At 42.3% G+C, this 13,530-nt stretch carries 11 protein-coding genes; 5 read left to right on the top strand and 6 right to left on the bottom strand.

The genetic code is table 11. The annotated features are described in order from the left end of the window. The first annotated feature begins 70 nt into the window (after positions 1 to 70). Genes ACFQZS_RS10655 through ACFQZS_RS10635 form a run of 5 tightly spaced genes read left to right on the top strand, consistent with a single transcriptional unit; the run spans position 71 to position 6,425 of the window. Positions 71 to 1,573 (top strand): B12-binding domain-containing radical SAM protein, encoded by a 1,503-nt coding sequence (locus tag ACFQZS_RS10655; protein ID WP_377100015.1) that lies wholly within the window; start codon positions 71 to 73, stop codon positions 1,571 to 1,573. Between the two features lie 7 nt (positions 1,574 to 1,580). Next, entirely contained in the window at positions 1,581 to 2,627 is a 1,047-nt protein-coding gene (locus tag ACFQZS_RS10650) for a radical SAM protein (RefSeq protein WP_377100012.1), read from the top strand. 6 nt (positions 2,628 to 2,633) lie between these two features. Then, complete coding sequence (locus ACFQZS_RS10645; protein ID WP_377100010.1) at positions 2,634 to 4,088, top strand: ArnT family glycosyltransferase; 1,455 nt, start codon at positions 2,634 to 2,636, stop codon at positions 4,086 to 4,088. 55 nt (positions 4,089 to 4,143) lie between these two features. After that, on the top strand, positions 4,144 to 5,604 hold the full coding sequence (locus ACFQZS_RS10640) for a B12-binding domain-containing radical SAM protein (protein ID WP_377100008.1): 1,461 nt from the start codon (positions 4,144 to 4,146) through the stop codon (positions 5,602 to 5,604). Continuing rightward, positions 5,604 to 6,425, top strand: coding sequence for a methyltransferase domain-containing protein (locus ACFQZS_RS10635; RefSeq protein WP_377100006.1), 822 nt, complete (start codon positions 5,604 to 5,606; stop codon positions 6,423 to 6,425). The genes ACFQZS_RS10640 and ACFQZS_RS10635 overlap by 1 nt, the downstream gene beginning before the upstream one ends. On the opposite strand, the gene ACFQZS_RS10630 is transcribed toward ACFQZS_RS10635, so the two are convergent. The 6 genes from ACFQZS_RS10630 to ACFQZS_RS10605 all read right to left on the bottom strand — a co-directional run bounded on the left by ACFQZS_RS10630 (position 6,426) and on the right by ACFQZS_RS10605 (position 13,497). Then, positions 6,426 to 7,376 (bottom strand): hypothetical protein, encoded by a 951-nt coding sequence (locus ACFQZS_RS10630; RefSeq protein ID WP_377100005.1) that lies wholly within the window; start codon positions 7,374 to 7,376, stop codon positions 6,426 to 6,428. A gap of 73 nt (positions 7,377 to 7,449) precedes the next feature. Then, entirely contained in the window at positions 7,450 to 8,694 is a 1,245-nt protein-coding gene (locus ACFQZS_RS10625; RefSeq protein WP_377100003.1) for an O-antigen ligase family protein, read from the bottom strand. After that, positions 8,666 to 9,799, bottom strand: coding sequence for a DUF1972 domain-containing protein (locus ACFQZS_RS10620; protein ID WP_377100002.1), 1,134 nt, complete (start codon positions 9,797 to 9,799; stop codon positions 8,666 to 8,668). Before ACFQZS_RS10620 ends, ACFQZS_RS10625 begins: the two co-directional genes overlap by 29 nt. Next, positions 9,796 to 10,869: a glycosyltransferase family 4 protein gene (locus ACFQZS_RS10615; protein ID WP_377100000.1), complete on the bottom strand. Its 1,074-nt coding sequence runs from the start codon at positions 10,867 to 10,869 to the stop codon at positions 9,796 to 9,798. The genes ACFQZS_RS10620 and ACFQZS_RS10615 overlap by 4 nt, the downstream gene beginning before the upstream one ends. Before the next feature lie 2 nt (positions 10,870 to 10,871). Beyond that, a complete protein-coding gene (locus ACFQZS_RS10610; RefSeq protein ID WP_377099998.1) occupies positions 10,872 to 11,831 on the bottom strand; it encodes a glycosyltransferase in 960 nt (319 codons plus the stop codon). Beyond that, positions 11,821 to 13,497 (bottom strand): hypothetical protein, encoded by a 1,677-nt coding sequence (locus ACFQZS_RS10605; RefSeq protein WP_377099996.1) that lies wholly within the window; start codon positions 13,495 to 13,497, stop codon positions 11,821 to 11,823. The genes ACFQZS_RS10610 and ACFQZS_RS10605 overlap by 11 nt, the downstream gene beginning before the upstream one ends. Between the last annotated feature and the right edge of the window lie 33 nt (positions 13,498 to 13,530).

Here is a 13,530-nt window from a genome sequence, read left to right as displayed (position 1 = left end):
TATGGGGAGACGTAGCTATTTTTTAGGGGAAAGCGGTGGGCCAGGCCTGCCGCTTTTAATATCACTATAAATGAATAAAATACTTTTGTTCAATCCTAAAAGCTCCGACGCGAAATATCGTATACCTAATTCTATATTAAACATTGCCGCATCAGTTGAGGGCAAATATGATTGGGTAATTGTGGATGGTAATTGCGAAGCTAACGCCCTAAAAAAGATAGAAACCTACCTTGATAGCGGCGAGTTTAAATACCTCGGGTTTACAGTTATGCCCGGGCCGCAGTTGCGACAAGCCATTACAGCGGCTAAAACCATAAAAGAAAAGTACCCTTATACCAAAATGATCTGGGGCGGATACTTTCCATCCAATCACTCCGAATCTGTTTTATATTCCCGTTATGTTGATTTTATTATAAACGGGCCCGGCGATAATGCTTTCCCGTTGCTGATAGATGCCTTGGAAAAAAATGAACCGTTTGAGTTCATCAAAAATCTTATTTATCAAAATACCGATGGCCGCATATTTAAAACAGCTAAAGAAGACCTGATAGATCAGGACACATTGCCACCCCTGCCCTATGATAAACTAAACCGGTTTTACCCGATACCGAAGTTTTTAGGAAAGACCTATCTGGGCGAAAAAACCCTGGCCTACCACTCCAGCATAGGCTGTCCTTTTACATGCTCGTTTTGCGCGGTTGTTCCTATTTACGAGGCACGGTGGAAGGCAAAATCGGCGCAGAATGTGTATAAAGACGTTAAATATATAAAGGATAAATGGGGCGCTGATGCCATTGAGTTTCATGACAACAACTTTTTTGTATCCGAAAAACGCGCGGTAGAATTTGCAAAGCTGATTGAACCCGAGGGCATGACGTGGTGGGGTATGGCCCGCATTGATACCATGAGCAAGTTTAAAGATGAGTCGTTAGCTGCCATTCGTAAAGCAGGTTGCAAGATCATTTTCTTTGGAGCCGAAAGCGGCAACAACGCCATTTTAGAGCAAATGGATAAAGGCGGCACTCAAACGGGCGAGCAGATCATCCAATTTGCTGAACGACTAAAGAAATTTGATATAGTACCCGAATATTCATTCGTGTTAGGCACCCCCGCCCCTACGCCGCAATTGGTACAGGCACAAATTGATTTCGAGATAGATTTTATTAAACAGGTAAAGGCGGTAAACCCTAAAACAGAGATCATTATTTATACCTACAGCCCTGTACCTACAGAGGGGTCTGAACTGTATAAACAGGTATTGGCAAGCGGCTTTAAGTTTCCGCAAACCTTGGAGGATTGGATAAGCCCTGCCTGGGAAAATTTTGATCTGCGCAAAAACCCGCTTACCCCCTGGCTAACGCCGGAGATGATTGATAAAATAAGAAACTTTGAAACGGTATTAAACGGAGTTTATCCCACTATTACCGACATCAGATTAAACGCCTTAAAGCGCGCCGCTATAAAGGCTGCATCAACCATACGGTATAAAATTAATGTGTACCAATATCCGTATGAGATAAAGCTGCTGCAGAAGATCTGGAAATATCGCCAGCCCGAAATACAGGGCTTTTAAACACAGCATGGCAACGTTATCATTATATAACACCTATCAGCGATATCGCACTTTGCAAAGCGATAAAATCTCTGCGTTGCCACTTGTTATATTAATGCCGCATAGCGCCTGCAATTGCCGCTGCGTAATGTGCGATATATGGAAGGATAATAAAAACCTTAAACAGCTTACCGAAGAAGACATTACCGGCCTGCTTATCTCACTAAAGAAACTGGGAACACAGCGGGTGCTTATATCAGGCGGAGAAGCGCTTTTAAACCCCAATTTTTTCAGGCTTTGCCAGATACTTAAAGAGCAGCGAATAAAAATAAGCTTGTTAACCACCGGCTTATCCATCAAACAGAATGCTGATCAACTGATAAAGTGGGTAGATGATCTTATTGTTTCGCTGGATGGTGATGAACCGCTGCATGATGAGATCCGCGCCATACCCAACGCATTTAAAAAGCTAAAAGACGGTGTACAATATTTAAAAGCATTAAAACCCGATTATCGCGTTACCGCACGTACGGTTATCCATCGGCTTAATTTCAGGCAATGGCCGGCCATTATCCAGGCGGCAAAAACTATTGGGGTAGATCAAATAAGTTTTTTGCCTGCCGATGTAAGCAGCCATGCGTTTAACCGCCAAACAGCTTGGGCCGAGCCCAGGCAGCACGAAATATTGATTGGGTTGGATGAGTTGCCGGAATTATCGGCTGTTATTGCAGAACTTTTTGAGTATAATAAAGATGACTTTGAAAATGGCTACATAGCCGAATCAATCCATAAAATCTACGACATCTATCAATATTACGCGGCATTTTATGGCCTAAATCCATTTCCCTTTAAAAAATGTAACGCGCCTTGGGTATCTACAGTTATTGAGGCAGACGGGAGTGTTCGCCCATGTTTCTTTCACGATGCGATAGGTAATATCCGCGATGCACAGCTTTTAGATATTCTTAACAGTGAACCTGCAATAAACTTCAGAAAGCAATTGGATATGGCAACCAATGCCACCTGTGTTAAATGCGTGTGCACTTTAAATTTATCGCCCCTTACCCAACTGTAGCCCTGCATGAACTTAAAGCAATCTATAAAAAACTGGAGCCCGGGCGTTCTTCAGATAATTGTATTGCTTACGCTGCTGCAACTATTTATTACCCTGCTTACCAATGGTTTCGCGCTGTCTGCAGACGAGGCCATGTGGCATTATATTGGCCGCAATTGGTTTAGGCACGGTCTTGTTCCGTATAGCGGCGGGGTTGATAATAAATCGCCTTTGTTTTTTGCAGTATTTGGTTTGTCTGATCTGTTTTTTGGCGTTAATTATTGGTTTCCGAGGGTGTTAGGTACGCTGTGCCAATCCGCAGGCATTTACTACATCTATAAAATAGCTTACCATATAGCAGGCAAGCAAGCTGCTATGCTGGCTATCTCATTTTACGGCCTATCGGTACTGTGGCATTGCGCCGACGGCAAGTATGTTTCGTACACCGAAACATACGAAGTGCTATTTATCATAATCGCTTTTTATATTTTCCTTACCCGGCAAAACAATGCCGGTGCATTTTTAAGTGGCTTTCCGGCCGCTGTTGGTTTAGGATTTAGGTTGTCGGCCATATTTGGCATTATAACATTGTTTATCGCATCGTTACATCGGGACAAAAAATATACAGTTGTTTTTTGTGCCGGGGTTTTGGCAGGCTTGGGTTTATTGGCCATACTATTTGTTATTGCAGGCATCAACCTCGGCGAGGTTTTTACTTATGCCTTAACAGATAACTTCGGCACGGGCAGCACTACAGACCATTCCTTATTATGGCGGCTTGAACAACTATGCGGTATGTTCTTCTATTCAGAAATGGTATTGTTTTATCCCCTTTTGCTGGCCTACTGGTTTATAAAGCGAAAATTGGATTGGCTGCTTTTATGGCTCTTGCTTGAATTTATCGGTTTAAATATAGTCGGCAACTATGCCAGGATACAGCTTAAGGATTTGCTGCCTGCCTTTTCACTTATCAGCGCGTTTGCAGTAACGCATATTATAAAAACTTACAACATTTCAGCTGCACGGGCTTTCTTAATCGTATGGGTTTGTTTCTTTCCCAAATTACTGGAGCCGTTAGTTAATTTAAAAAAGTTGTTTGTTAAGGATAATACCAAAACCGAAAATATATCTTCTCAGCCTGATGAATCCCGCAGCAAGCAATTAGGATTATGGATAAAAGCCAATACAACCCGTAATCAAAAAGTATTTGTAGCTGGCTTTGGCGCGCAGGTACAGGTATATTCAGAAAGGTTATCGCCAACCATCTACTTCAATGTTACCCAAACAGCGCTTGCCAAAAAAAGATTTTTTGCAGATATGGAAACTAACCAACCCGATGTTGTATTGGTACCGCGGTTTCCGGAATATGTTAAATACGTAAGCACTGATCTGCGGAAATATGTTGATAGCCTTGTAGCCCGATCGTATCATTTGGAGGGCAACTTAAACGGATATAATATTTATCGCATTAAAAGTAAATAATGGTCAAAGCTCTGGGCAGGCAACCCATAGCATTTTAAAAGCGTAACTCCTGTAAATGCACAACATACTTTTCAGCCACTCCTATTTTTTACGATTTGACCCGAAGCAGTTTGCCTTAGGACAGCCGTACCCGCCTTTGGGTACCTTGTATGCAGCTGCTTTAATGCGCGAAAAGGGGTACAATGTATCATTATTTGATAGCATGTTCTGCCATCAGCCCGAAGAGATCAACGCGGCTTTGATCAATAGCGCTCCTGCGTTTTTCGTATTGTATGATGATGGCTTTAACTACCTTACAAAAATGTGCCTTACCAATATGCGCGAGGCTGCGTTTAGCATGTGTAAACTGGCGAAAGCACAGGGCTGCACGGTAATTGTTTCCAGTTCTGACTCGACAGATCGATATGGTGAATATTTGAAAGAGGGTGCCGATTTTGTGATTATAGGCGAAGCAGAACATACACTGTTGGAGTTAATAGATAATATTAAAGACGGTGAAAGTACTTACGCCGAAATACCCGGCCTTGCTTTTTTAAAAAACGGCCAGCCTTACAAAACACCGGCGCGACCTGTTTTAAAGGATCTTGACAGTTTGCCCCTTCCCGCCTGGGACCTGATAGATATAGAGCCGTATCGCAAAAGCTGGCTGAAAAATGCGGGCTATTTTTCTATCAACATGAGTACCACAAGGGGCTGCCCTTTTAAGTGCAACTGGTGCGCCAAACCCATTTATGGCAGTAGGTATAATTCACGTAGTCCGCAAAATGTAGTGCAGGAAATAAAGCTCCTTACATCGCTTTTTAAAATGGACCATATTTGGTTTTGCGATGATATTTTTGGTTTAAAACCTGGCTGGATAATAGAATTTGCGCAATTGATTGTACAGGAGAATATTTCCATCCGCTTTAAGATCCAATCACGCGCCGACCTTTTAGCAGATGAGCATGTTGTTGCCGCGTTGGCTGCGGCAGGTTGCGAAAATGTTTGGATAGGAGCCGAAAGCGGATCGCAAAAAGTTTTGGATGCTATGGATAAGGGTATCACGGTAGAGCAGATCAGTGTTGCTACTCAGGCAATGAAACACAATGGTATAAAGCCTTCATTCTTTATTCAATTTGGTTATCCGGGTGAAGATAAGGCCGACATTGCCCAAACAGTAAAAATGATAAATAAGCTGCTCCCTTTTGAGATTGGGATCTCGGTATCCTATCCGTTACCAGGCACCGTTTTTTATGACAGGGTAAAGGCTGATCTGCATAACAAAACCAATTGGACAGACTCTGATGAAATGGCCTTGATGTTCCGCAATACTTTTCCGCCATCCTACTACAAGCAATTGCACAAATACGTACATCAAAACTATCATAAGCACCTGGCAAAAAACAGTATGGTAACGTTAATCAGGCATCCCTTAAGTATTAACGCCAAGCTTTTAAGAAAAGCGCTGTCGGTTTTGTACCATGCACCAGCAACGTTTTTTGAACGGATCAAGTTAACTCAACTAGAAAAGGCATAATGGAAGCAATTGTCGACAGAGGCAACGAGTATTATGCTGCCAAGGCATTTACGGCGCAGTCTGGTGTGTTTGATAGTATTTATGCTGCCAATACGATTGTTGCGTATAAACGCGATCGCGTACGCACCCACGTTTTACGGTATTTAAAACCCGGTGGAAACATACTGGAACTAAACAGCGGTACCGGCGATGACGCCGTTTTTTTTGCCGAGCAAGGTTTCCATATCCATGCTACAGATGTATCGCCCGGTATGCAGCAGCAATTGCAGCAAAAGGTTAAATACTGTAACATGGAACATTTGGTTAGTAATGAGCTTTGCTCGTTTACCCAATTACATTTGCTGAAGAACAGGGGACCTTTTGATCATATCTTCTCGAACTTTGCGGGGTTAAATTGTACTGGCGAACTGGATACAGTTCTATCATCACTGCCGCAATTGTTAAAACCAGGGGGCGTTATAACTTTAGTTATACTGCCAAAGTTTTGCCTGTGGGAATCGCTATTGATCTTTAAAGGAAAGTTTAAAACCGCTACCCGGCGATGGTTCAGTAAATACGGGGTTAAAGCACATGTAGAGGGTACCTGGTTTACCTGCTGGTATTACAACCCATCGCATGTTATAAATGCCGTTAAAGCTGAATTTGACTTGCTGGGCGTTGAGGGTTTATGTACGCTGGTGCCGCCATCTTACATAGAGGGGTTTGCAGAAAAATATCCGCGCATTTATACCCTCCTAAAAAAAGCCGAGGATAAGTTTAAAACAAGCTGGCCCTGGAAATTTATAGGCGATTATTATATCATCACCTTACAAAAAAAGTAATCATTGCGCCATGCTGCTCTCGGGGCGATGCAAAATATGCGACATCTTAACATCATATTGCCTAAGCAGGCGGGTTTGAAAGTTTTCCGGATCAGGCTTCGCGTAATGCTTTCCCGTTGCCATAGCCATAATGCCGCCATGCGCGTTAAGCTTATTAAGCTGCGTCTTTTTAAGCCAGCGTTTAGCAGTTATCTTCATTAGCAGGTTGTCAATAGTATCGCCGAGGCGATTATTAAACGCAGCTTCTATTGATTGTTTTAAAGCGTTAAATCTTAAAGGTTTTGCAGACGATACCCGCATAATTTTATTGGGCAGCCACTGGTGCGTCCAGTTGTTGGTTGCATAAAACTTTTCCATTATGGCATCACCCTGCAGGGGAATAAGCGTAACAATTTCAATAGCGGTATAAATATTTTTTTCGGCTATCTCCATTTGCTTCTCATCTACATAATAGTTCATGCAAAAACAGTCTTGCTTATTAACAAGATAGGTTAGCTTTTTAAAGGCATGCATTAAGGTTCGTGCTATCCAAAGGCGATTGGCAGATGTTATTATAAACAGGTCGATATCTGAGTGGTCATCTGCAAAGTTTTTAGATAACGACCCTGAAATAGCTAAACCCCTTACATAAGGAAACTTAATAAGTAAGTTGCCAACGCGCTCTGCAACTTTTATCAGTTCATCTGCCTTTTTATTGCCATTACGGCGTTTTTCAATATTGGCGTGGTCGTTTTTGAGCGAATAGAAAATGCCAAACTGAAACACCAGGCGGTTGCTTACCAATCCGCTTAAAGCATTATCAAAGTCGTTCTGTTGGTATTTGTTGCGTAAAAACAGATTGATCTCACCGGCGACCAACGGATAATTAAACATATCAAAGTAAGCGAGTGTAGTTAATATATCTTCGTTAATTTTTGGCACCTGCTTCGTCGGATTAATCTGTATGATCACGATATCAATAGTATTTGCTGTTCTGCAATAATGACGTGGCTATACTTAAATTGGTTGCCTTGCCGCTTAAAAATTACACAGAAACAGGCTTAAACGCGTCGTCGCTTTTAGTTGCCGAAAACGCAAAGAATGAAAAGAAAATCCCGTAAAAAAACACGCCTTTATCCACATCCAACAGGTTTTCTGATAATGATATAAGACTAACCAATAGCATAAACGTAAAAAACAGCAGGTCCTTTCTTTTTATGGCTTTATTAAAACCATACACTAAAGTGCCCAGATAGGTCAGCAAACCCCAGATGCCCGATTTGAAAAGAAAACTGAGGTATTGGTTATGGGCATTCAGGTTCTTCAAAAACGAGCTGTAATATTTTTGCTTAAAAAATTGTTCGTGCAATATGGCTGTTTCCGTTCCGGCGCCATGGCCAAAAACCGGGCTTTGTTTTATAACATTAGTTACTACGCTCCAGCGGGCCATTCTTGAGTCAAGCAGTTGCCCGCTTGCTGAGTGTGAAAGATCGGCACTTAAATCAGTAATGTAACGGGTGCGCAAAGTACCGATGGAAAAAACGACAGCTAAAAGCAATACTGAGATAGCTGCTGTTGCGGCAATGTATCGCCAGCGTTTTTTTTGCTGTAACAAAAAACAGGGTATGGCAATGTTTACAATTAACAGCAAAGCGAAAAAAACAGATTTAGAACATAGCTGCATCAACCCTGCCACTAATATCAACGCGCATGGGATGTAAAGGCCGTACTTTGATTTTTCTCTGATCAGATAAGCTATTACATAAACTAACGCTATGGCAATTTGCATGGCGAAAAAGGTAGCATGCATATCTATAGGTGCCGAAAAGTTATGATTGGTAAACGCCGCAGAAAATATAGCCGAATAAGGCAGCTGGTAATATTTGATCAACCTGATGGCATCGGCATATAAGTACACAACTGTGGCTACGCAAACCCAGGTAAAGCCCTGCAATAATTTATCCCGGTATTGTTTAAGAACAACTGTTGCTAAACAAAACAACATGGGGATGATGAGTATGGGTATATCAAGCGCCAGCTCGCTGTAGGCGCCGGGCAGGTTAGTGGTATACAGTGTGCTTATTAAGGTTACAAAAAACGCTGAAGTAAGCACAATATCAAGCGGTTTAAAAAGCGGCTTATGCAGGTGGATCAATAAGTGCAATGCAAAACTTATTAATATAACATGGCTAAAAAAACGATCAAACGGCAAACTGGCCAACAGCAGCAGTAGGTGCCAATAACTTATCCTGTTGGTAAGGCTATTGTTGGGTCTTAACAGGTCTGTCATGGTTATGTTTCAGGTAACATTCTATAGCAAATTCCTCGTACTGGTTCACAACGTTATCCCAGTTAAAATGCTGTTTTATTTTATGTGCATTGTTGTTTACCATTGCCTGCTCGTTGTTTTGGCGCTGCACGTTTTCAACCAGGTTACATACATCACCTTCATTAGAAAAGTAAAAAGCATCGGCGTTGAGTACCGACCTGTTGAACGGATTATTGTGCGCCGCGATTAAAGCCTCGCTGGCCATGGCCTCTAACAGCGATGGATTGGTACCACCTACACTGTGCCCGTGAAAATAGAGATAGGAGTTATTTTGTAATACGCGGATACTTGGCGTATCGTAAATAGCGCCTTTAAATTTTATACGGTTGTCATTTTTAAATTTGTGCGTAATGAATTTTCCGAAGCGGTTTTCGGTATTGCCCAGCACAACAAATTGCTTGCGCGAGTTGCTGCTGTTAAAGCCCTGCAAAATAGTCTCGATGTTATTCTCAGGCTCCATGCGGGCCATCAGCAAAAAATAATCCTCTTTAAGCGCCTGCTTTTTGCTCATCTGCTCCCGCTCGTTTAGCGAAAAGGGGTCTGCTCCGTAAGGAATATACCGGCTGTCAATGTCATATTTATCAGCCAAATAGGTTTTTATAATGGACGAGTCTGAAATATAATACTGGCTGTGTTTAACCGCCAAACGCTCGGCGTATTTTAAAAAGCGCTGAATAGGCTTACTGTATTTTGAGCGTTTCCACTCCAGGCCATCCATATTAGTAATTATAGTGCTTTGCTTAGGATACAGTCTTCCCCACACCGAACTGCTGGTGTAACCCATCAATAAAATAACATCATAGTTTTGCTTGCGGGCATCCATCAGGCAATTCAAATCATAAACAAACTGCCCGGCAGCTCCCATCAGGTATTCGGGATCATAACAATGCTTAATTTCAACACCGTTCCATGCGTCATTTTGGTAAGGATGATTGTGGGAATTATAAACCGTTACCTTATGCCCACGCTTAACTAACCCTTCAGATACATATTCTGATATATGCTCAAACCCACCATAATAATTGGGGATGCCCCTTGTTCCTAAAATCGCTATCCTTAATTTCATTGTAATGCCAGTTGATATGCTTTAAGCGTTTGTTTCGCGGCTTGCGGCCAGGTATATTTTTCTAATATTTTTTCGCGCAGCGCGGTATTATTAGTTGCAGAGCTTGCCTTTTCCACTTCGGCTAAAATGCTTTGCGGCGAAGCGGGGTTGCAATAAAACGCGGCGTCTTCAAAATATTCGCGCGTATCGCCTTTATCCGTAATTACAATATTGCACCCCATCGCAGCGGCCTCAACAGAACTTAGTCCGGTAGTTTCAAACCAGCTGGGTAAAATATGCACCTTGGCTTGCGCGTAATATTGAAGCAGTTGCGCCTGTTGAATATGATCTATGAAAACGATATTGGGTGCTGCAATAGCCCGGCACTCATCATAATAGCCTTTTTGATTAGGGCTATAAGCACCTATAAGTATCAGTTTAAACCGGGTTCCGTTTAATGCCTTTATCAGGTTTAACTGATTTTTTATCCCTTCAATACGTGCCACGCAAAGCACCAGCTCTGCATCCTTTTTTACAGCATGATTGTATTTGAATAATTCAGGATCAATGCCATTAGGAACAATGGTATATCTGACATTTGAAGGATAGGCCGTGTTCACCCTGCGACATTCTGAGAAAGAATTAGGCAATATCTGGTTGGCTCGCGCTAAAATAGTCATGATACTTTTGCGCTGCCCCTTCCATATATATGCTTTCGTCGCAAGGTGATCGCGACCGAGTGCCCAACGGGCCATTGTTTTTAAATACTCAATAGTATTACCTGATAAATAGTTAAATATTGCTCCAACACCTTTTCTGTAATACTTGTCGTATTCGCTGTAATCAACCAAAATGGTTGACACCACAAACGGTTTGGCTGCTTGTTCGCTGTGATGAAGTATATCTGCCGGGCGAATAAGATTAAAAAAATGCAGCAGATCGTACTGGGTATAGACTATATGTTCATTGCTTAACTTTATTGTAGCGCTTACTCCCAGCATATTTAATTGCCTGGCCGTTTGCACAGCCTGCACCGTATCGCCGCCCGGAACGCTGTATAAAGTTGATCGTGCTATAATGGCTACCTTCATACTTACAAGCGGTTTGGACTTAGTTTATGCATAAAATTGATCAGCCTTTGTGGTAAAAAGCTTAAAGTATACAGCAGGTAATTATCCAGCCGTTGGGGGAATATTTTAATAGCGCGACTAAAATGTCCGCGCGATCTTTGTGGCTGATAATTATCGGTAAGGAATTTTTTACCGCATAAGGCATGGTAAGCGCTTTCGCGTATTTGCTTTGTATCCTGGTCTTTTATAATGGCCATCAGTTCCTCACCTTCGGCCGGTGTAATTGCCCCGCGCAATACCGCGTTCCTCTTTAAATTACGAAACCTTTTACCGCGCCATTTTTCGTCAATGGTTACTGATGTCGGGTTGAGCCTGTATTTAACAAGGGGTTCGCGTAAATTATATAGCTTTCCGGCTTTGGCAATGTTGGTCCACAGCAAATAATCCTCAAAATTGTGCGCGTTCTCCGGATATCCCCCCAGCTTTATTATACTCTCCTTTTTATACATCACCGCAGGGTGTACAAACGGGCAGTAGAAGTACATTTTCCGGATGATTTCTTCGTGCGTATGCGCAATACACTCAAAATTGAACAGATGATCGCCCCCGGCAGAGATATATTCAACATCACTGCCCACTAAGACATATCCAGCGTTCATTTCTAAAAAAGAAAGCTGTTTTTCCAGTCGTTCGGGGTAGCAAATATCGTCGGCGTCAAAACGGGCTATATAGGGTGAGCGTGCATTTTTTAAGCCGTTGTTAAGCGCCGCGGCCACGCCCAAGTTATTCTGGTTAATTACCCTGATACGCGGGTCGTTAAAACTATTAATGATGTTTAAAGTATCGTCAGTAGAACCATCGTTTACAATTACCAATTCAAAATCGGCGTAAGTTTGCGCTAACACCGATCGAATAGCTTCGGCTATGTAGCACCCGGCATTGTAAGCGGGCATTAATACGGTTATGGTAGGATCAGTCTGCATAATCAACCGGCTTTTGGCCTTCCTTTATATTTAAAAAAAGCAGCAGTTCAAACAGCACCAAAACCGATAGCTGCTCAAACCAGTAATCAATAAAAAATATAATTAATACCAGCGCAATAATGGGGATACCATAAGTGAGCTGCTTGTAATGCCGGGCAAAAAATGCGATGTATAAGACAAACAAAGCGGCAAGCCCCAACAGGCCATACTCGCCCAGCATTTGGTCGTACACAGAGAACGGACTATGCGTTAGCGAATGATAATCTCCGCGCTTACTAAAAAACTCCAGGTACAGGTCAAGGTGGTTCGCCTTAAAATCAGGATCAATGTAAACGTATTTGGCGGGATAAGTACCTGTTACACCAATCCCACTGGCTCTGAAAGCCAATTTTGATGAAAAGTTGCCCATGCCGTCGCCGGTTAATATTTTAGCAGGATGCTGTATGAAAAAGCGCAGTGTTTGCAAATGCCCTTGTAATTTGCCGGGCAGGGTGGTATTAACTTCTGCCTGCGCTGCCAGATGCAGTTCTTTTTTATGCGCGCTAATAAACTTTACCAGCGGTATTTGCCCCGCCGGTGTAACTTTCAAGCCCTGAAAAGGTGGCGTATGTATACTGGGCTGCGGTATAAACACCCGGCCGGCATCAGTTGTAAAAACTTTTTTTGCAACTGCCGGGCGGACCGGGGCAGTTTGTTGGGCACTCAGACTATCCAGGTACAGCATAGCAAGCTTTTGCCGTTTTTCTTCGTGATCAAGCGTACTGTCGGCACGTAGCGTAAGGGGTATGGGCAGCGTATCAGGTTTTGCAGGTGGGTTTTTTATGTGGGCGATATTTTTAAAAGTATCTACAACATACTTGTTGTTCTCTGGCGAGATCTTCGTCATAAACACAATAAAAAGCATCCCGCAAACCATTAAAAGGCTTTTCTGGTCGCGGTTACTTTTAAATACAAGCAACGGTATCAGGATAAGCAACAACGCCAGGTTAGTAAAGTTGCTTCCGGTTAAAAGCAATACCACCATACACACCAGCAGCATTACAGGCTTTTTTAGCGTAAAATAATAAATCACCCCAAAAGCGCTGATGATGGCGTTATTGGTAGAAGTATCAAAAGTTAGCCCCTTTATAAAATCGCCGGTGCTTAAAAAGTATTTTTGATACTGACCGCGATAGGTATAAGGGTTGGTTATGCCTATTTCGGCAAGTATTGCCACCAGGTTGAACAGCGAGAAAACGGCATTTACTATGAAAAAGATCAACAGCGTTTGATGAATAACCGCAACCTCGCTTTTCTCAACCGATAACTTTACCTGGTGAATAGCCAGAATGCACAGCATCCAAAACAGAACACCAATACCTAAAACAAGGGGGTAGTTAGGCGCGCTATAATCTTTGTTAATGATAACGGCTATGAGCCCAATAACAATAATAACCGGGTAAAATAGCGGCAGGCGGGAGTTTTTAAAGCTGAAACCAAACTTAAAATTAACATCAAGCAGGTATACCAGTATAATAGCGGGTATTTTTATTGCCAGTTTTACATTTAAAAAAAGCAGCAATAGCAACAGCAATTTCCAATCGGCAAAAGCGCGTACCTTTTTCAGGCCTATTTTTTTAAAACTGTTGTACATTCCCGGGTACTCGGCTGGTTTTTTAACAGACATGCTGTTTCAAAACAATTACGACCCCTAACAAGC

The organism is Mucilaginibacter calamicampi (genome assembly GCF_042676765.1).
GTDB classification, from domain to species: domain Bacteria; phylum Bacteroidota; class Bacteroidia; order Sphingobacteriales; family Sphingobacteriaceae; genus Mucilaginibacter; species Mucilaginibacter calamicampi.
This window is presented reverse-complemented; position numbering and strand designations above follow the sequence as displayed.